Source organism: Kitasatospora sp. NPDC033851, from assembly GCF_055576085.1.
In genome coordinates, this window is record NZ_JBVIRL010000014.1 from 122,930 (window position 1) to 142,045 (window position 19,116).

Here is a 19,116-nt window from a genome sequence, read left to right on the forward strand (position 1 = left end):
CCGTGAAGCACAGCATCCTCGACGGCACACCGAGCGACACCTTCCCGTCTCCCGATCCCGCCCGGCCGCCCGGCCGGACCCGCGTCGGCGACTGCATGAGCCGACCCGGCGTCGCCGTCACCCCGGGCACCGACTTCGCCACCGTCGCCGCCGTGCTGAGCGCCTCGCGGCGCGGCATCGTGCCGGTGGTGACGGCGGACAGCACGGTCACCGGCGTGGTCGCCGCGTCCGACCTGCTCGCCGCCTACGCCGACGAGGACCTCCAGGACGAGCTCCGTGCCCGCGACCTCATGGCTGCCCCCGCGATCACCGTCACGGACGACACGAGCGCCGTCGCGGCGGTGGCCCTGCTGGCCGGGCACTCCCTGCACCACCTGCCCGTCGTGGACGGTGACGGCCGGCTGGTCGGCCTGCTGTCCTCGCACGACCTGCTTGACGCCCTGCGCCGCGACGACGAGGCGATCCGGGCCGAGGCCCTCGACCTCGCCCTCACCCCGGGCAGCGGCGTCGTCGGGAACTCGCTGCACATCCGCTGCGAGCGGGGCCGCGTCTCGGTGGCCGGACGCACCCGCACCCGCAGCGATGCCGCGGCGCTCTGCCTCCAGATCGCCCGGATCGACGGCATCAACGGCCTCGCCGACCACCTCACGTGGGACACGGACGACAGCCGGCCGTCGGCCGGTTGCTGACCTCACCCCGACTCACACCGCGTGGATCAGCCGCAGGTCCACCTGCTGCGGTAGCTGCGCCACCACGAGGAGAGTGCGACCGATGTCGCGCTCGCCCAACTCACGCCCCGGGAACGGGAGATCCTCGCCCTGGTGGGGGAGGGGAAGACGAACCGCCAGATCGGTCAGGAGCTCTACCTCGCCGAGAAGACGGTGAAGAACCACGTCTCGCGCCTGCTCGCCAAGCTCGGCGTCGAGCGCCGCCTCCAGGCCGCTGTCCTCGCCGCCCACGCCGAGCCCGAACAGCACCACCAGCGCCCGCACTGAGCCACAGTGCCCGGGTGGACCCCCGGAGGGAGCCGAACGGCCCAAGCGCCGCGCCGGGCCCCGGCTGCAAGGTGGAGGTGATCGACCGCCCACCACGGCTGAGGAGACGGCGATGATGTACTGGAACGATCACGGCATGAACGGCTGGGGAATCGGCCTGATGACCGTGAGCATGCTGCTCCTCCTCGCGCTCGTGGCCTTCGGCGTGATCGCCCTGGTCCGGTACGTGGGGCGGACCGCCCCGCACGGCCCGGCGGCGTCGACGCCCACCGCGCCACCGCCACAGCGGCCCACGCCGGAACAGCTGCTCGCCGAACGCCTCGCCCGTGGCGAGATCGACCCCGACGAGTACCGCAGCCGCCTGGAAACCCTGCGCGGCGGCGACCCGCCCGGCTCAGGCTGACACCGCACCCCTGGAGGCGGTCATGCCCACCCTCGCCCTCGACGCCGCCGCACTGGAGAAGCTCGTCTCCGCGGCGGTCGCCGCACCCTCGATCCACAACAGCCAGCCCTGGCGCTTCCGGTTCGAGCCCGACACCTCGACCCTGGAGGTCCGGGCCGACCGGAGCCGGGCCGTCCCGGCGGCCGACCCGCAGGGCCGGGCCCTGCACATCTCCGTCGGCGCGGCCGTCCTCAACCTGCGGGTCGCCGCCCGTCATCTCGGCTGGGCGCCCGACGTGCGCCTGCTGCCCGACCCGGCCGAGCCGGACCTGCTCGCCGCCGTCCGGCTCGACATCGTGGCCACAGCGCCGGTCCCGGTTACCGAGAAGCTGTACGAGGCGATCTGGCACCGCCATTCCATCCGCACACCGTTCACCGGCGAGCCCGTGCCGCCGGCCGTCCTCGACGAACTGGCCACGGCCGCGCGGGCTGAGGATGCGGCGCTTCATCTGCCCGACCACGCGGAGACCGCCCGACTGCTGCACCTCACCGCCGAGGCCGAACGGCGCAACACCACCGCCCCGGCCCAGCGGGACGAGAGCCGCAGCTGGATCCGCACGGGCGAGGTGCCGCCCTACGGCATCCCGGTCGCCGCGCTCGGCCCCCAGGACCGGGGCGGCCACCTGCCGATGCGCGACTTCTCCGCCATCCACGCCGCCGAGCACCGGGCGCCCGCCTCCTTCGAAGCCGAGCCCCGCATCGCCGTCCTCACCACCGAGCACGACACGCCGACGGACTGGCTGCGCGCCGGCCTCGCCCTGGAACACGTCCTGCTCGCCGCCACCGTCCACGGCGTCCGCGCCTCCCTGCTGCACCAGGCCATGGAGTGGCCCTACCTGCGCTGGGAGACCCGCGACCCGCACCACCGCCCCGGCTACGTCCAGATGCTGATCCGCCTCGGCTACGGGCCCGAAGGCGCCCCCACGCCCCGCCTGGCCGCCGATGACGTGCTGGACCCGTTGTGACGGCGAGCCAGGTGCGGGCCCTCGCGCATGGCGCGAAGGCCTGCCCGGTCCTCGGGCGAGAGGTTGATGACGATCGCGTGCCCCCGCCGGCTCCCGTAGTCGTGGCCGGACACACCCGCACACCCCGCCGGTGTCCCGTGTGGCAGCTCGGGACGGGCCCTAATCATCGGGCAGCGGTACCCGCCAGACCAGTTCGGTGCCGCCCTCGGCGCGGGTGCGGACGGTGAAGGTGCCACCGAGGGCGTCGGCGCGGTCGGCCAGGTTGGCGAGCCCGCTGCGCCGCCCGCCGTCGGACAGGCCGATCCCGTTGTCGGTCACGGTGAGGGTGAGGTCCGTACCGGCGGCGACCGATGCCTCGACGGCGTCGGACTTCGCATGGCGGGCCACGTTGGACAGGGCTTCCTCCAGGACCGCAACGGCGGCGTCCGCGATCTCGGCGGGCACGGTGGCGTCGAGCAGGCCGGTCATCCGCAGGGCCGGGGTGAAGCCGAGGGCGCGCGTAGCGTGTTCGACGATATCGACGAGCCGCGTGCGAAGGCCGACTGCAGCTGGGCCGGACTCGCGCAGGCGCAGGCCGAAGATGGTGGCGCGGATCGTCTTCGCCGTCTCGTCCAGGTCGTCGATGGCCCGCAGGACGCGGTTGGTGGCCTCCGGATGGTCGATGAAGCGGGTGGCACCCTGGAGCGTCATCCCGGTGGCGAAGAGCCGTTGGATCGCCAGGTCGTGGAGGTCGCGGGCGATCCGGTCGCGTTCCCGCAGCAGCGCGACCTGCTCGGAGTCCCGGCGGCGCTCGGCGAGTTCCATCGCCACCGCCGCCTGGCCGGCGAAACCCAGCAGCGGCACGGACTCGCTCTCCTCGAACAGCGGGGCGCCGGCTGCCCGGGCAAGCATCAGCACACCGCGTACGCCCTGTTCGGCGGTGCCGATGGGGACGGCGACGGCCGGGCCGAGGCCCTCCCAGCGTGGCGGACCGGCGGTGATCCTACGGTCCTTCTGGACGTCCGGGCTCACCACGATCCCGTCGGTGCGGACGGCCGCGCCCATGAACGAGCCCTCGACTGGCAGCACCAGACCCCGGTGGTCCTCCTCGCCCATACCGACGGCGATCCGGACCTCCAGTCCGCCGGTGTCCGGCAGCGGTACGGCGACGACGGCGAGGTCCGCCTCGGCGAGTTCTGTGGCGCGGGCGATCAGCAGGTCCAGCACCTCCTGCTCCGCGCTGCCCCTGAGCAGGCTGTTGGTGACCTCGGCGCTCGCCTCCAGCCAGCGCTGCCGCTGCCGGGCCCGGGCGTACAGCCGGGCGTTGTCGATCGCGACCCCGGCCGCGACGGCGAGGGTGGCGAGCACCGCCTCGTCGTCGGCGTCGAACGCGCCGCCGCCGCGCTTCTCGGTCAGGTAGAGGTTGCCGAACACCTTGCCCCGGATCCGGATCGGCACTCCCAGGAAGCTGCTCATCGGCGGGTGGTTGGTGGGAAAGCCGTAGGACGCCGGGTGGTCGGAGATCCGCGCCAGCCGCAACGGTTCGGGGTGGCGGATCAGCTCGCCCAGCACACCGTGCCCGGACGGCAGCGCGCCGATCAGCTTGACCTGCTCGTCCGTGACGCCGACCGGGATGAACTGCGACAGCCGCTGGTCCTCGCCGATCACGCCGAGCGCGCCGTACTCGGCGTCCACCAGGGTGACCGCCGCCTCCACGATGTGCCGCAGGGCCTCGGACAGCTCCAGGTCGCGGCCGACCGCCAGCACCGCCTCCAGCAGGCTGTGCACCCGGTCACGGGTACCCCGGGCTGTGTCCAGCCGGGCCTGGAGCTCGTCCAGAAGGTCGTCCAGGCGCAGCTTCGCCACGGGGGCGGAACTCTCCGACGCGCTGCCCAAGGCATCCTCCACGGCTCACCCGACGCCACTGACCAGCGTAGGTGCGCCCGGCTTGCCGCGCCGGACACGAAGGGGGCCCATCGGTCCAGCGCCAGGACCCCACCGGGCCCCTGGCGGCGGTCACGGATGCGCGGAAACCTGGAAGGGCGAGTGGAACCGGCCCGGCTCCGCCGCCCGAGAGGAGTGGTCAGGGCATGAAGGCACTCACCTACCACGGAAGCGGCCGTCGTACCTGGGGCGACGTCCCTGATCCCGTCGTCCGCGACCCCGAGGACGCCGTCGTCCGGGTGGACGCGGTGACCATCTGCGGCACCGACCTGCACATCCTCAAGGGCGATGTCCCCGAGGTCACCGAGGGCCGCGTCCTCGGCCACGAGGCCGTCGGCACCGTCAGCGAGACCGGCCCCGGGGTCCGTACCGTGCAGGCCGGTGACCGGGTCCTGGTCTCCTGCATCTCCGCCTGCGGCCGCTGCGCCTACTGCCGAGCCGCGAGCTACGGCCAGTGCACCGGCGGTGGCGGCTGGATCCTCGGCCACCTGATCGACGGCTGCCAGGCCGAGTACGTCCGCACCCCCTTCGCCGACACCTCGCTGCACCCGCTGCCCGACGGCGTCCGGGACGAGGACGCCCTGCTGCTCGCCGACATCCTGCCCACCTCCTACGAGGTCGGCGTCCGCAACGGCCGGGTCGGCCCGGGCGACACCGTCGCGATCGTCGGCGCCGGGCCCATCGGACTCGCTGCGGTCCTCACTGCCCGGCTCTACAGCCCGGCCCGCATCATCGCCGTCGACCTCGCGCAGAGTCGTCTCGACGCGGCCGAGCGCTTCGGCGCCGACACTGTGCTCACCGTCACCGAGGCCACCCCGGAGGCCGTCCGGGAACTGAGCCGGGGCGGTCTCGGCGTCGACGTCGCGATCGAGGCGGTCGGCGTACCCGACACGTTCGAACTGTGCACCCGCCTGGTGCGCCCCGGCGGCCGGGTTGCCAACATCGGCGTCCACGGCAAGCCAGCGGTGCTCCACCTGGAGGACCTCTGGATCCGCGACGTCACCATCACGACCGGCCTCGTCGACACGCACAGCACCCCCATGCTGCTCGACATGCTGGCCGTCGGCCGACTGGACGTCGCCGGGCTGGTCACCCACCGCTTCGGCCTCGACGAGATGCAGGACGCGTACGACGTCTTCGCTGACGCTGCCGACACCGGGGCCCTGAAGGTCGCGCTCTTCCGGACGTGACCGCTGTCGCACGGAGGAGCTGACACCATGACCGACCGGCCCGACCCCGCCGACCTCGCCCGCCGGATCATCCGGCGCCGCGACCAACTCGGCCTGAGCGAAGAGAGGTTGGCTTACCAGGCCGCCATGGCGCCGACCTACCTGCGGCATCTGCTGGAGGCCGGGCCGGAGTTCGACCCGCCCGGGTTCGTCCGGATCGCCGCCGTGCTCGGGATGACCTGGCCGGAGCTCATGGAGGGCCATCGCCCCGACGCCCCGCCCGGACAGACGGAGCCCGCTTCGCGCCCCCTGTTGCTGCATCTCACCGAGCCCCAGTGCTGGGAGCTGATCGGCACCCACGGCATCGGCCGGATTGTCCTGCCCGTCCAGCCGGGACCGGCCGTCTTTCCGGTCAACTACGCGGTGGATGCCGCGACGATCGTCTACCGCACGGCCCCCGCAGGCGCCGCCGCCCCGCCCGACGGCTCCCCGGTCTCCTTCCAGGTGGACCACATCGACGACCGCCGGAGTCGGGGTTGGAGCGTCCTCGTCGTCGGCCACGCCCAGCACGTCGACGATCCCGAGGAGCAATTGCGGCTGTCGGCCCTGCCAGGCGCAACGCCGTGGGCCGGCGGCTCCCGGCCGCTGTGGGTGCGCATCGGGGCGGACCAGATCACCGGCCGCCGAATCGGCACCGGGTGAACGTTTCTCCAGGACACGGGGCCGCGTGGCTCGCCGTGCCGGCCGACGACCAGTCGCTGCTCCGGTGACCTGGCGATCGGGTCGGCCTCAAACGCCCGCGGCGGTGATAACGGCATCGGTGGCGAAGCCGAGCAGCAGGCCCAGCAGGATCATCCTGGTGGTGAGTTCCTTCATCGCGGCGCGTCGGGCTACCGCGAGCAACTCGATGACCACGTAGAGGACGGAGCCGGCGGCCAGCCCCAGGAACGCGATGTTGACGGTTGCGTCGGCCACCTGTCGGCCGACGAGGGTGCCCACGAAGGTGGGGCCGCCCCCGATGAGGCCGAGCAGCGCGAGGGTGCCCCAGGACGGGCGTTCACCGGCGGCGGCCAGTGGGGCGACGATCCCGAAGCCCTCGGTCGCGTTGTGCAGACCGAAGCCGATGACGAGCAGGAGGGCGAGGGAGAGTTCGCCCTTGGCGGCGGAGTTGCCGATGGCCAGGCCCTCCGCGAAGTTGTGCAGACCGATGCCGACGGCGATCACCAGGGCCAGATCGGCGGCCCGGGAGCGGCTGGGGGTAGCGGGTTGTCCGGTCGCTGCCGACGCGCCCGGTCCGCTGGACGTCGGTGCGTTCGGTGCCCGGCGGCGGGTGATCCATCGGTCGTAGCGCACGAGGCCCAGCAGCCCGACGGCCAGGCCGGTCGCGAGCAGCGGGCCATCGGTGGCGACGGTGCTCCATCGGTGCGCGGTCAGGGCCGCGTCGATCGGCTTCCAGGCGGCGGTGAGGATGTCCCAGAGCAGGAAGAGCAGGATGCCGACGGCCAGAGCGTTCGGTGCGGCTCGCGGCCGTGGAGCGGGGTTGCGCACGCGCCCGATCGGTAGGCCGAGGTAGATGGTGAGGCCGGCGAGGGCGCCGAGCAGGGCGATCTGCGGACCTGACATGGGAGGCTCCGGGGAGCACGGGTTCCGGGCGGGGCATGCCCTATGAGGTAAGCCTAACCTAACTATCTGACCCTGGTGGTCTCCCGGAGCGTCCGGACGCCAGGGGCGGACGCCGCCGGGCCGGGGAGGGCGAGCCTCCGAGCAGCGCGATGTCGTCCGCGATCCGCCCGGCGAGGGATTCCACGACGGCTGCGACGGGTGCCGACAGGCCGGTGCCCAGACTCGCGTCGGCGCCCTCCACGGCGTACACGACGAGGTGTCCGGGGAGCCTGTCGAGCGCTCGGGCGAGCTCGACGGCCTCGCCGAGGCCGAGCCCGTGGGAGCTCGTCGCGCCGCCCGCCGGTGTCAGCCGTTCACTCTCCAGTGCCAGGCGGTGGACCCGTCCGGGGCGTCCGGGGTGGGCATGGGCGGCATCCACCACGATGGCGAGTTCGGCGCCATCCCACAGCGTGATGAGCCGGGCCGGGTCGCCGTCGCACACCCGCAGCACGGTCCCGCCCGGTAGGGGCTGCCGCTCGGCCCGCTCTGCCAGCCGCGCCACGACGGCCCAGCCCACACCGTCATCGTGCCGGTACTCGTTCCCGACACCGATGACGGCGATCCTCGTGGCGACGTTCATGCGGTTCGCCTTCCCGTTCGTCGTGGCCGCCAGTCGCACCGAGGCCGTCCCGGGACCGTACGGGGAGTGGACGCCGCCACCTGGACCACGCCGAGACGCCTGGTCACGGGTCCGCGCAGATACTGGCCGGGACAGCTCCTGGCCGGGCTGCGTGATCGGTGCGCGGAGGTTGACGTGGCGGACGGCGCGGTGGTGATCGAGAAGGACGGGCTGAGCGTGCTCATCGCCGTCCTCGCCGGGCGCGGTCGTACGGTCGTCGGGCCGACGGTCCGCGACGGGGCGATCGTCCTGGCCGAACTCTCCGGCGGCGAGGACCTGCCCTACGGCTGGGGAGTCGAACTGGAGGCCGGGACGTACCGGCTACGGGCCCGCGAGGACGGCGCCGGGTTCGCCCACAGCGCGGGCCCGCAGTCATGGAAGACGTTCCTGCACCCGCCACGAGAGCGGCAGTGGACGGCCGACCGGGGCGCCGACGGGGAGCTGGTGGTGACGGAGGACCGGACGCCGCCGCCCTCCTATGCGTTCCTCGGCGTCCGCCCCTGCGACCTGCGGGCCATTGCGATCCAGGACCGGGTGCTGACCGGCGGGACGCACGCCGACCCGGCGTACCGGGGGCGCCGCGAACGGGCGTTCCTGGTGGCGGTGGAGTGCACCGAACCGGGCGCGACCTGCTTCTGCGTGTCCATGGGCGCCGGGCCGGCCGTCGGACCCGGCTACGACCTGGCGCTCACCGAGGTGCTCGACGCCGACGGCCACCGCTTCCTGCTGCGGGCCGGGAGCCAGGAGGGGGAGTCGGTCCTGGCCGAACTGCCGAGCCGCACCGCCGATGCCGCGACCCGGTCGGCCGCCCGCGAGCGGGTCGCCGGGGCGGCCGACCGGATGGGCCGCAGCATGCCGCCGGTGGACCTGCGGGCGCTGATGCGCGAGACCCTCACGGCCGAGCGCTGGGACGACGTCGCGGCCCGCTGCCTGACCTGCGGCAACTGCACGATGGTCTGCCCGACCTGCTTCTGCACCACCGCCGAGGACGTCACCGACCTGACCGGCGACCACGCCGAGCGGTGGCGGCGCTGGGAGTCCTGCTTCGATCTGGACTTCTCCCACCTCCAGGCGGGCCCGGTCCGGGAGACCCCGCGCAGCCGCTACCGGCAGTGGGCCACCCACAAACTCGGCACCTGGTACGACCAGTTCGGCAGCTCGGGCTGCGTCGGCTGCGGGCGTTGCATCGTGTGGTGCCCGGTCGGCATCGACATCACGGAGGAGGCCCACGCGCTGCACCTCGAGCGGGAGGGCGCGGCTCGGCCGACGGAGGAGGAGGGTCCGTCGTGACCGTCGCCCGCCACGGATTCCTCGGTGCCCTGCCGCCCGGTCACCGCGACCGTCTGCTGGGCTTCTCCTGTGAGGTCGCCTTCCCCGGCGGCACCCGAATCTTCGAGGAGGACGGCGTCGCCGACCGGTTCTGGATCATCAGTTCCGGGAGCGTCGCGCTCGACGTCCACGTCCCGGGCCGGCGCGAAGCCGTCGTGGAGACCCTCGGCGAGGGCGATCTGCTCGGCTGGTCCTGGCTGTTCGAACCGTACCGCTGGCACCTCGGCGCGCAGACCCGCGGCACCGTGCTGGCGTCCGAGTTCGACGCCGAGCGCATCCGCGCCGCGTGCGAGGAGGACCCCGCGTTCGGCCTGGCGGTGACGAACGGCGTCGCCCAGGTGATCGCCCGGCGGCTGAAGGCCACCCGTACCCGCCTGCTGGACCTCTACGGGCTCCCCGGTGACGGTGGGGCGCGATGACGGCTCCCGTCCCTTACCGGGTGGTCGGCCGCGAGGCCGACACACCCGACACCGCCACGGTCGTCCTGGAGCCGCCCGGCCCGTCCCTCCCACCGTTCGCCCCGGGGCAGTTCGCCATGGTGTACGCCTTCGGTGTCGGGGACATCCCGCTGTCGGTCAGCGGTTTCGACGGGCACCGGCTGACCCACACCGTCCGCGCGGTCGGCGCGATCTCCGGCGCGTTGCACGGGCTGCGGCCCGGCGCGACGGTCGGGGTACGCGGCCCGTTCGGCACCGGCTGGGAGCTGCCCACCGCCGCAGGGCTCGACCTGGTGGTGGTGGCCGGAGGCATCGGTCTGGCGCCGCTACGCCCGCTGGTGCGCGCAGCGCTTGCCACACCCGAGCAGTACGGGCGGTTGAACGTCCTGATCGGAGCGCGGACGCCCGGTGACCTGCTCTACGCCGAGGAGGTGCGCGGCTGGCGGACGGCCGCGAGGACGATGACCACCGTCGACCGCCCCGACACACAGTGGCGGGGCGAGGTCGGTGTCGTCACGACCCTGCTCGACCGGGCGGCCTTCGACCCGCCGGCGGCAACGGCGTTCATCTGCGGGCCCGAGCCGATGATCAGGGCTACCGCCCGCGACCTGGTGCAGCGAGGCGTCGCCCCCGACCGGATCAGGGTCTCCCTGGAACGCACCATGCACTGCGGGACCGGCCACTGCGGGCACTGCCAGCTCGGCCCCCTCCTGCTCTGCCGTGACGGCCCGGTCGTCACCTGGACCCGCGCCCAACCCCTCCTCACGGTCAGGGAATTGTGACGATGCCGAGCACTGCCGACCGGCGCCCGACGCTCGCCGTGTGGAAGTTCGCCTCCTGCGACGGCTGCCAACTCACCCTGCTGGACTGCGAGGACGAACTCCTCGCCATCGCCGAGCAGGTCGAGATCTCGCACTTCCCGGAGGCCTCCAGCGCGAGCACTCCGGGCCCGTACGACCTGTCGCTCGTCGAGGGCTCGGTCACCACCCCGCAGGACGCCGAGCGGATCCAGCACATCCGCGCGGTCTCGCGCCGCCTGGTGACCATCGGCGCCTGCGCCACCGCGGGCGGCGTCCAGGCCCTGCGCAACTACGCCGACGTCGCCGAGTTCCAGGCCGTCGTCTACGCCCGACCCGACTACATCGACACGCTCGCCACCTCCACACCGATCAGCGCCCACGTCCCCGTCGATTTCGAACTGCGCGGCTGCCCCATCGACCGGCACCAGCTCATCGAGGTCATCACCGCCCACCTGGCCGGCCGCAAACCGGACGTCCCCGCGCACAGCGTCTGCTTCGAGTGCAAGCAACGCGGCACGGTCTGCGTGACGGTCGCCCACGGCACCCCCTGCCTCGGCCCGGTCACCCACGCCGGCTGCGGTGCGCTCTGCCCCGCCTACGACCGGGGCTGCTACGGCTGCTTCGGCCCCTCGAACTCCACGAACCTCCCCTCCTTCATCCCCCTCCTGCGCCGCGACGGCATGGACACCCTCGACGTGGTGCGGGTCCTGCGCACCTTCAACGCGGCAGCTCCAGAGTTCGAGGCGGCCTCCCGGAAGGAGCTGGACCGGTGACCCACCGCTGCTCCAGGGTGCTCCACGTCGGATCGCTCGCCCGTGTCGAGGGCGAGACCGCACTGCACCTGGGCCTGGACGGCGGCGAAGTCACCGAGGCCCGGCTGGCGATCTACGAACCCCCGCGGTTCTTCGAGGCGTTCCTGCGCGGACGCTCCTACACGGAACCGCCCGACATCACCTCGCGGGTCTGCGGGATCTGCCCGGTCGCCTACCAGATGAGCGCCTGCCGGGCCGTCGAGGACGCCTGCGGCGTCATCGTGGACGGGCAACTCGCCGCGCTCCGCCGACTGCTCTACTGCGGCGAGTGGATCGAGAGCCAGACGCTGCACATCCACCTCCTGCACGCACCCGACTTCCTCGGCTGCGACAGCGCCGTCGACCTGGCCCGCACCCACCGGACCGACGTCGAACGCGGCCTTCGACTCAAACAGGCCGGAAACGCGATCATGGAACTACTCGGCGGCCGGGCGATCCACCCCGTCAACGTCCGCGTCGGTGGCTTCCACCGCACCCCGACCACCGCCGAACTACGGCCCCTGGCCGAGCGGTTGCGCCGAGCCCGGGACGACGCACAGCAGACGGTCCGCTGGGTGGCGGGCTTCGACTTCCCCGACGCCGGCTGCGACCACGACCTGCTCGCCTTGGCCGAGCCCGGCAGCTACGCCATCGAGTTGGGCACCCCGACCGTGATGCCCGCCCCGCAGACCGCCGGGCTGCCCGACGGGTCCGACCGCGCACTGCCCACCCGTGCCTTCGACGTCCACGCGTTCGGAGACCACGTCGTCGAGAGCCAGGTGCCGCACTCCACCGCCCTCCACTCCTTGCTGGACGGCCGCCGCCACCTCACCGGCTCGCTCGCCCGCTACGCGATCAGCGGCCGCTGGCTCTCCCCGATCGCCCTCCAGGCCGCCCAGGACGCCGGACTCGGCGACCCGCGCCAGGGCACCGTCTGCCGAAACCCCTTCCGCAGCATCGTCGTCCGGGCGGTCGAGGTGCTCCACGCCGTCGACGAGGCGCTGCGCATCATCGACGCCTACCGACCCCCACCGCGCCCCCACGTCGGGGTGTCACCGCGAGCCGCCACCGGTCACGGAGCCACCGAGGCACCGCGAGGGCTGCTCTACCACCGCTACGCCATCGACGGCGACGGAACCGTCACCGATGCCGTCCTCGTCCCGCCGACCGCGCAGAACCAGGGCGCGATCGAGGCGGACCTGCGCCGCATCGTGCAGGACCGCCTGGGAGCCGGCGATGCCACCGACGCCGAACTGACCGCCCTGTGCGAGCGGGCGATCCGCAACCACGACCCGTGCATCTCGTGCTCGGCCCACTTCCTCGACCTCACCGTGGAGCGCACCTCGGCCGGTACCTGAGCCGGTCCCGAGCGGGGCGCGCTCAGACGGTGCCGCGAACGACGACCACGGGGCAGGGGGAGTGTTCCACGCAGTACCGGCTCACGGAGCCCAGCATCGTGCCCTTGAAGCCGCCGAGACCCCTGCTGCCGACGACCAGGAGCCGAGCTCCGCGAGCTGCCTGCAGCAGCACCTCGGCAGGGTGGCCGTATTCGACGCGCTGCCGGATCGGTACCGGGGATTCCATGGTGTCCTCCTCGCGCTCCACGGTGTTCGAGAGGGTGAGACGGGCCGCCTCCTCCACCTCGGAGCCCGGGATCGGCAGGCCCCAACCGCTCCACGGCAGGTAGTCCCAGGCGGTCACGGCTTCAACCGCGGAGCCGTCCAGCCGAGCGAGTTCCACTGCCCAGCGCAGTGCCGTGGTCGAGGACGGCGAGCCGTCGACGCCGACGACGATGGTGCGGGCACCTCGGCGTGCGGATTCCATGACGAACCTCCTGGTCGCTGTGCGGTTGGCGGGATCAGGGCTGTTCAACTGTCCGCCCTGTCACGACGTGACGCTCTTCCGCAGCCGATCTCCCCATCTCCGCGGTGAAGGCCGCTCGGGTCGGCGACTGGACGGGGCGGGACACCGGGCCTCTGCTCGGTGTTCGTTCGGCGGCGGGTTCAGCGGCGGTTGCCGAGGGCGAAGAGCAGGATGACGAAGCCGGCGAACAGGTGGGTGCCGAGGACGTAGATCCCGGCCCGGACCGGCCCTCCCGGGCCCGGGCATTCGGAGAGACCATGAGGGTGTCCGAGAACGCGCCGCGCCCGCCTCCCCCGTCACCGGTCGGGGAGGGGCTGCCGTCCGGGTGCGGCGCTCCGGAGGTGATCGCCGTGGTTGGTGCCGATCCGTCGGCCGTCCGGGTGGAGGCCCGGCCGGACCTTGCGCTCTCGCGCCGACTCCGGCCGGTCACGTGGCCGGCCGACCGGGTGGTGCGGTGACCCGGACGGTCAGCCGTCCTGCCGGTCTGACCGCGGAGCAGGCGGCCCGGTCGCTGGTGCTGCACGGGCCGAACGTGGTCGGGGCGGCGCCGCGACCGCCACTGTGGTCGAGGATCGCTGCACAGTTGCGCGACCCGCTGATCATGGTGCTGCTCGCCGCGGTCGTGCTGACGGTGGCGACCGGTGACCACGCCGATGCCATCGTCATCGGCCTCGTCGTCGTGGTGAACACCGCCGTGGGCGTCACCCAGGAGGTCCGGGCGGACAACGCGGTGGCAGCGCTCTCGGCGCTGTCCGCGCCTGCGGCGCGGGTGCTGCGTGACGGCCAGGAGCGCGAGGTGGCGGCCGCCGCCGTGGTGCCGGGGGATGTCCTGCTGCTCGGCGAGGGGGACATCGTTCCCGCGGACACCGAGCTGTTCGAGGCGTCCGCGCTGCTGGTGGACGAGGCGATGCTGACCGGCGAGTCCGTCCCCGTGGAGAAGGACGTGGCCGGTGCCGCCGGACTCAGCGCCGGCACGGTGGTGGTGCGCGGCCGGGCGGTCGCGACCGTCACCGCCACCGGCGCGGACAGCGCCCTCGGCCGGATCGCCGCCGCGCTTCACCCGCGCCCTCGGGCCACACCGCTGCAGCAGCGGCTCGCCGGGCTCGGCCGGGTGCTGGCCCTGGTCACCGTCGCCCTGTGCCTGGTCGTCTTCGTCCTCGGGCTGGCCCGGGGCCTGGCGCCCGAGGCGATGGCGGTCACCGCGATCAGCCTGGCGGTGGCGGCCGTGCCGGAGTCGCTGCCCGCCGTGGTGACGCTCGCGCTCGCGATCGGCGCCCGTCGGATGGCCGCCCGTCATGCCGTGGTCCGCCGGCTCCCGGCCGTCGAGACCCTCGGTTCGGTGACCGTGCTCGCGACCGACAAGACCGGCACGCTCACCGAGGGGCGGATGGTGGTCGAGCGGCTCTGGGCACCCGGCTGGGAGGCCACCGTGACCGGCACCGGCTACCGGCCGCAGGGCGAGATCCGGGTGGACCCACCGGACGGTTTCGGCCAGGCCCGGGCGCTGCTGCGGGCGGCGGCACTGTGCAACGACGCCGGGCTGCGGCCGCCCAAGCCGGGTGAGAACGGGCAGTGGACGGCTCTCGGGGACCCGACCGAGGCCGCTCTGCTGGTGGCCGCCGCCAAGGCGGGCCTCGACCCGGCCGAGCTCGCCGAGCGGTTCCCACGGGTGGACGAGCTGCCGTTCGACAGTCTCCGCAAGCGGATGACCACTGTGCACCGGACATCCGACGGGCGCCTGGAGGCCTGCCTGAAGGGCGCTCCCGAGGCCGTTCTCGACCCGGCCGTACTCGACGAGGACGCGAGCACCCTGGCACGGGCGTCGGCGCGGGCGGCGCAGTTCGCCGCTGACGGCTACCGGGTCCTCGCGGTGGCCGGCGGACCCCGGAGCGCCCAGGCCGGGCCCGTCGAGTCCGGCCTGCGGCTGCTCGGCCTGGCGGCGCTCAGTGACCCGCCCAAGCCCGAAGCCACCGCCACCCTGGCCGCCTGCCGCCGGGCCGGGATCACCCCGGTCCTGATCACAGGTGACCACCCGGCCACGGCCCGCGCGATCGCCGAGCGGGTCGGCCTGCTGGAACGCGGCGCGGGCACGGTGGCCACCGGCCGGGACCTGGCCGAGCGAACCGTCCCGGATCTCACCGCCGTGCGCGTCTTCGCCCGCACGGACCCCCAGCAGAAGCTCGACATCGTCGAGGCCTGGCGTGCGGCCGGCGCGGTCACCGCGATGACCGGCGACGGCGTCAACGACGGCCCCGCCCTCCAGCAGGCGGACATCGGCGTGGCGATGGGTCGGCGCGGGACCGAGGTGGCCCGCCAGGCCGCCGACCTCGTCCTGGCCGACGACGAACTCGCCACCCTCGTCGCGGCCGTGGAGGAGGGCCGCCGGGTCTACGACAACATCCGCCGCTTCCTCCTGTACGCCATGTCCGGCGGTGCGGCGGAGATCCTGGTCATGCTCCTGGGTCCGCTGTTCGGTCTCGCGCTGCCGTTGCGCGCCGGCCAGATCCTGTGGATCAACCTGCTCACCCACGGCCTGACCGGTGTCGCGGTCGGCGCGGAACCGGTCTCCGTCCGGGCGATGCGGCGGCCGCCCAGGGCCCCGCACGAGCACGTGCTCGGCGCCGGCCTCTGGCAGGGCGTCCTCGCGCTGGGCGCGATGGTCACCGCCGTGAGCCTGGCAGCCGCCCGCTGGGCCGAGGCTTCCGGGCGGCCCTGGCAGAGCGTGCTGTTCCTCGCCCTGCTGGCGGCCCAGCTCGGCGTGGTGCTCGGGCTGCGTGAGCGGTTGTTCACCCGGGCGAATCCGTTCCTCCCGGCGGCCGTACTGACGTCGGCGGGGCTGGCGGCGGGCGCGTTGTATCTGCCGCTGCTCCAGGACGTCCTGAAGACCGTACCGCTGTCCTGGACGGACGTCGGGCTGGCGGGGGCAGCCGGGCTGGCGGCCTTCGGGGCGGCACGGCTGGGTGCGCGCGGGCTGATCCTCCCGTCACAGCGGCCGGGCTGAGCAGGGCCCCGGCCCGGTTCCGGTACGTGGAGGGTCCGCCTCACGGCATGCGGCGGCCGTGCTCGGCGGCGACCCGGCGGGCATGGGTGACGATCTCGTCGGCCGCGTGCTCGCTGACCCCGAGGGCGCGGGTGAGCCGGTGGGCACTCCAGCCGTGCCGGGCCAGGAGGACGGCGAGCGGATGGTGCCCGGACGCCTCGGCGACGGGAGGCACTGGCGCGGGCACGACGGCGACCGGCGCCACGTGTTCCGCCGTACGGCGGCGCACCAGGGCTCTGCGTATCTCGTCCGCGCCCCAGACGACGAACGGGAACGGGGCCACGACGGCCAGTTGGGCCGGGGTGAGCGCTGCCGTCCCGAAGATGTGGTGCAGGGGCGGCAGGTAGACGATGGCGGCGGCGAAGGCGAGGGAGAAGCCGATGCCGCCGAGCAGCCGCGGGTTGCTGAGGACGCCGATGGAGCGCAGTGAGGCATGCTCGGTGCGGGCGGCGAAGGCGGTGCCGATCTGGCAGGTGACGATGCCGAGCCAGGTCACCGTGGTGGCCTGCTGGTAGGTCAGGTGCAACGCGGTGCCGGGGCCGGTCGGGTCACCGGGGTGCCAGCCTCCCAGCGTCAGGGTGAGCAGGAACCCGAACATCACCAGGCCGGCCGAGATCAGTCCGAGGAAGCCCCAGGCCCTGGCCAGCATCGAGGGCTGGATCACCCGCTGGCCGCGCGGTCGCGGGGGGCGGTTCATCAGCCCGGGCTCGGCGCGTTCGCGGCCGAGGGCGAGGGCCGGGAGGGTGTCGGTGCCGAGGTCGATGGCCAGGATCTGCATCACCGTGAGCGGCAACGGGATGGCACCGCCGGCGAGCGCGAACACAAGGAAGGGGACGACCTCGGGGACGGCGTGGGTGAAGATGTAGACGATGAACTTGCGGATGTTGTCGTACGTCCGCCGCCCGGCCTCGACGGCCGCCACGATGGTGGCGAAGTTGTCGTCCGTCAGCACCATCGTCGCCGACTCGCGGGCCACGTCCGTGCCGGAGCGGCCCATGGCGACGCCGATGTCGGCGCGCCGCAGGGCGGGGGCGTCGTTGACGCCGTCTCCGGTCATGGCCACGGTGTGGCCTTCGGCGCGCAGCGCGTCCGCGATCCGGAGCTTGGCCTCGGGCGAGGTGCGGGCGAAGATCACCTCCTCGCCCCGGGCGAGCAGTGTGTCCAGTTCCGGCTCGCTCATTGCCGCCAGCTCCGTGCCGGTGACGATGCGGGAACCGCGGTGGCCGATGCCGACCTGCGCGGCGATGGCAGCCGCGGTAAGACCGTTGTCACCGGTGACGACGTGCACGGTGATGCCGGCCCGGTGGGCGAGCGTGATCGCGTCGGCGACCTCGGGCCGGGCCGGGTCGGCCATGGCGATCAGGCCGACCAGGCACAGGTCACGCTCGGCCTCCTCACGGCGGGCGGGCGGCGGTGCGCCGGCCGGCAGCCGACGCACGGCCACGGCGAGCACTCGCAGGCCCCGGGCGGCCAGGACACCGACGGCGTGGGCCACCTCGGTCCGGTCGTCCGGTGTGAGGGCCCGCCCCGCGCCGTGGTCGAGGAAGTACGCGGCGTGGAGGAGCACCTCCTCCGGCGCGCCCTTGGTGCGCAGGACGACCGTGCCGTCCTCGGCGTCGGCGGTGGTCATCAGCTTGATGCGGGGGTCGAAGCGGTACATGGCCCGACGGTCGCGATCACGCCGCTCGGGCGGACACGGCACGCCGAGCCGGTCGGCCAGGTCGAGCAACGCGAGCTCGGTCGGGTCGCCGTGGCCCGAGTCCGGATGAGCCGTCGTGCAGGCGGCCGCCGCCTCGGCGACCAGCCGCACCTGCGGCGGGACGTCCGGCAGGGCGTCGACTGCGCTCTCGCCGCCCGGCGTCCAGACGGCCGTCACCAGCATCCGGTTCTCGGTCAGCGTGCCCGTCTTGTCGGTGCACACGACCGTCGTGGAACCCAGCGTCTCGACGGCGGACAGTCGCTTGACCACCGCGCCGCGCCGGGCCAGGTCGCGCACTCCGGAGGCCAACGCGAGGGTGATGGTCGGCAGCAGGCCCTCCGGAACATTCGCCACCAGCAGGCCGATCGCGAAGCTCACCGCGGCGGCGAGTGAGAGGCCCGCGGCGAGACCGATCGGCAGGAAGGCCAGCCCGACACCGACCGCGACCACCGCGATCAGCCGGGCGGCCCGCTTGACCTGGTGCTCCAGCGGGCTCTCCTCACGGTGGGTGCGCTGGCTGAGCGCCGCGATCCGGCCGAGCTCGGTGTGCATGCCGGTGGCGGTGACCACCGCCCGGGCCTGGCCACCCGTGCACGTCGTCCCGGAGAACAGCAGGTCGCGGGCGTCCAGCAGCGAGCCCTCGACATCCGCCAGTTCCGCCGAGCGGAACACCGGCACCGACTCACCGGTCAGCGCCGACAGGTCGACCTCGACGCCTCCCGCGAGCAGCCGGGCGTCGGCGGAGATCCGCTCGCCCTCCTCGACCACCAGTACATCCCCCGGGACCAGCGAGCGGGCGGCCACGTCCCGCCGGGCGCCGTCGCGCACCACGGTCGTCTGCTCCGGCAGGAACGCGGCCAGAGCCTCCACCGCCCGCTCGGCCTGCTGCTCCTGGGCGAAGGCGAGCGCGGCGTTGAGCAGGATCACCGCGACGATCGCCACCGCCAGCGCCGGGGCCCCACTGACCGCCGCGAGCGCGGCCGCGAGGGCCAGCAACAGGGCGAGCGGGTGGGTGAACTGCTGCGCGAGCTCGCGGGGCCAGCGCCGCCCGCCGCGCCGGGCAAGGGTGTTGGGGCCGTACACGGCCTGGCGCCGGAGCACCTCGCGCTCCGCCAGACCCGCCGGTGACGTGCGCAGATCCCGGAACAGCAGTGCGATCGGCTCGCGCGGGTCGGGGGCGTCCGAGCGGTCGGACGACCGGAGCTCGGCGGTCGGTGCCATGTTCCCTCCCCGGTGGTCGTGGGGCGGCCCGGTGACCCCGGGCCCTGTACGAACCGTAGGCAGCGGTCCGGGCCCCGCGGCAGGGCCGACCGGCCCCGGGAACGGGGCGAGCGGCCCTGGCCCGGGTGCCGACGACGGCTCACGCTGAAGGTGTCGGCCTCG

17 protein-coding genes and 1 pseudogene are annotated in these 19,116 nt (G+C 73.7%); 12 read left to right on the forward strand and 6 right to left on the reverse strand.

Annotation, left to right across the window (positions count from 1 at the left end):
- Positions 1 to 2 precede the first annotated feature (2 nt).
- From ACZ51D_RS25215 to ACZ51D_RS25230, 4 genes and pseudogenes are all read left to right on the forward strand, one after another.
- On the forward strand, positions 3 to 689 hold the full coding sequence (locus ACZ51D_RS25215) for a CBS domain-containing protein (RefSeq protein WP_465621773.1): 687 nt from the start codon (positions 3 to 5) through the stop codon (positions 687 to 689).
- Between the two features lie 87 nt (positions 690 to 776).
- Positions 777 to 995, forward strand: a pseudogene (locus ACZ51D_RS25220) (response regulator transcription factor); the annotation flags it as partial.
- Between the two features lie 112 nt (positions 996 to 1,107).
- Complete coding sequence (locus ACZ51D_RS25225) at positions 1,108 to 1,398, forward strand: SHOCT domain-containing protein (RefSeq protein ID WP_465621775.1); 291 nt, start codon at positions 1,108 to 1,110, stop codon at positions 1,396 to 1,398.
- A gap of 22 nt (positions 1,399 to 1,420) precedes the next feature.
- Positions 1,421 to 2,401 carry an Acg family FMN-binding oxidoreductase gene (locus ACZ51D_RS25230; RefSeq protein WP_465621777.1) on the forward strand — a complete coding sequence of 327 codons (981 nt, stop codon included), beginning with the start codon at positions 1,421 to 1,423 and terminating at the stop codon, positions 2,399 to 2,401.
- A 159-nt stretch (positions 2,402 to 2,560) separates the two neighbouring features.
- On the opposite strand, the gene ACZ51D_RS25235 is transcribed toward ACZ51D_RS25230, so the two are convergent.
- Positions 2,561 to 4,276, reverse strand: coding sequence for a sensor histidine kinase (locus ACZ51D_RS25235; RefSeq protein WP_465663585.1), 1,716 nt, complete (start codon positions 4,274 to 4,276; stop codon positions 2,561 to 2,563).
- 194 nt (positions 4,277 to 4,470) lie between these two features.
- On the opposite strand from ACZ51D_RS25235, the gene ACZ51D_RS25240 reads away from it, so the two are divergent.
- Both ACZ51D_RS25240 and ACZ51D_RS25245 read left to right on the forward strand, forming a co-directional pair.
- A complete protein-coding gene (locus ACZ51D_RS25240) occupies positions 4,471 to 5,514 on the forward strand; it encodes a zinc-dependent alcohol dehydrogenase family protein (RefSeq protein WP_465663586.1) in 1,044 nt (347 codons plus the stop codon).
- Positions 5,515 to 5,541: 27 nt separating this feature from the next.
- On the forward strand, positions 5,542 to 6,195 hold the full coding sequence (locus ACZ51D_RS25245; protein WP_465621783.1) for a helix-turn-helix domain-containing protein: 654 nt from the start codon (positions 5,542 to 5,544) through the stop codon (positions 6,193 to 6,195).
- A gap of 87 nt (positions 6,196 to 6,282) precedes the next feature.
- Here ACZ51D_RS25245 and ACZ51D_RS25250 read toward each other — a convergent pair whose 3' ends face one another.
- Both ACZ51D_RS25250 and ACZ51D_RS25255 read right to left on the reverse strand, forming a co-directional pair.
- The gene (locus tag ACZ51D_RS25250; protein WP_465663587.1) at positions 6,283 to 7,116 is read right to left on the reverse strand and encodes a ZIP family metal transporter; all 834 of its coding nucleotides are present in this window, start codon (positions 7,114 to 7,116) and stop codon (positions 6,283 to 6,285) included.
- A gap of 58 nt (positions 7,117 to 7,174) precedes the next feature.
- Positions 7,175 to 7,735: a hydrogenase maturation protease gene (locus ACZ51D_RS25255; RefSeq protein WP_465621787.1), complete on the reverse strand. Its 561-nt coding sequence runs from the start codon at positions 7,733 to 7,735 to the stop codon at positions 7,175 to 7,177.
- Between the two features lie 174 nt (positions 7,736 to 7,909).
- Between ACZ51D_RS25255 and ACZ51D_RS25260 the strand changes: the two genes are divergently transcribed.
- From ACZ51D_RS25260 to ACZ51D_RS25280, 5 genes are read left to right on the forward strand one after another with little or no spacing between them, the layout of a single operon-like run.
- Positions 7,910 to 9,064, forward strand: a complete 1,155-nt coding sequence (locus tag ACZ51D_RS25260) for a 4Fe-4S dicluster domain-containing protein (RefSeq protein ID WP_465621788.1) — start codon at positions 7,910 to 7,912, stop codon at positions 9,062 to 9,064.
- Positions 9,061 to 9,522 carry a Crp/Fnr family transcriptional regulator gene (locus ACZ51D_RS25265; protein ID WP_452185545.1) on the forward strand — a complete coding sequence of 154 codons (462 nt, stop codon included), beginning with the start codon at positions 9,061 to 9,063 and terminating at the stop codon, positions 9,520 to 9,522. Before ACZ51D_RS25260 ends, ACZ51D_RS25265 begins: the two co-directional genes overlap by 4 nt.
- Positions 9,519 to 10,322, forward strand: coding sequence for an FAD/NAD(P)-binding protein (locus tag ACZ51D_RS25270; protein ID WP_465621790.1), 804 nt, complete (start codon positions 9,519 to 9,521; stop codon positions 10,320 to 10,322). The genes ACZ51D_RS25265 and ACZ51D_RS25270 overlap by 4 nt, the downstream gene beginning before the upstream one ends.
- A gap of 2 nt (positions 10,323 to 10,324) precedes the next feature.
- Complete coding sequence (locus tag ACZ51D_RS25275) at positions 10,325 to 11,113, forward strand: NADH-quinone oxidoreductase subunit B family protein (protein ID WP_465621791.1); 789 nt, start codon at positions 10,325 to 10,327, stop codon at positions 11,111 to 11,113.
- The gene (locus tag ACZ51D_RS25280; protein ID WP_465621792.1) at positions 11,110 to 12,489 is read left to right on the forward strand and encodes a Ni/Fe hydrogenase subunit alpha; all 1,380 of its coding nucleotides are present in this window, start codon (positions 11,110 to 11,112) and stop codon (positions 12,487 to 12,489) included. The genes ACZ51D_RS25275 and ACZ51D_RS25280 overlap by 4 nt, the downstream gene beginning before the upstream one ends.
- A gap of 22 nt (positions 12,490 to 12,511) precedes the next feature.
- Here the strand turns inward: ACZ51D_RS25280 and ACZ51D_RS25285 are convergent, their stop codons facing one another.
- A complete protein-coding gene (locus ACZ51D_RS25285) occupies positions 12,512 to 12,955 on the reverse strand; it encodes a universal stress protein (protein ID WP_465621793.1) in 444 nt (147 codons plus the stop codon).
- Positions 12,956 to 13,134: 179 nt separating this feature from the next.
- The gene (locus ACZ51D_RS25290) at positions 13,135 to 13,206 is read right to left on the reverse strand and encodes a DUF6126 family protein (RefSeq protein WP_465663647.1); all 72 of its coding nucleotides are present in this window, start codon (positions 13,204 to 13,206) and stop codon (positions 13,135 to 13,137) included.
- 242 nt (positions 13,207 to 13,448) lie between these two features.
- Between ACZ51D_RS25290 and ACZ51D_RS25295 the strand changes: the two genes are divergently transcribed.
- Positions 13,449 to 15,995, forward strand: a complete 2,547-nt coding sequence (locus tag ACZ51D_RS25295) for a cation-translocating P-type ATPase (RefSeq protein WP_465621797.1) — start codon at positions 13,449 to 13,451, stop codon at positions 15,993 to 15,995.
- A gap of 40 nt (positions 15,996 to 16,035) precedes the next feature.
- Here ACZ51D_RS25295 and ACZ51D_RS25300 read toward each other — a convergent pair whose 3' ends face one another.
- Complete coding sequence (locus ACZ51D_RS25300) at positions 16,036 to 18,954, reverse strand: cation-translocating P-type ATPase (RefSeq protein WP_465663588.1); 2,919 nt, start codon at positions 18,952 to 18,954, stop codon at positions 16,036 to 16,038.
- Between the last annotated feature and the right edge of the window lie 162 nt (positions 18,955 to 19,116).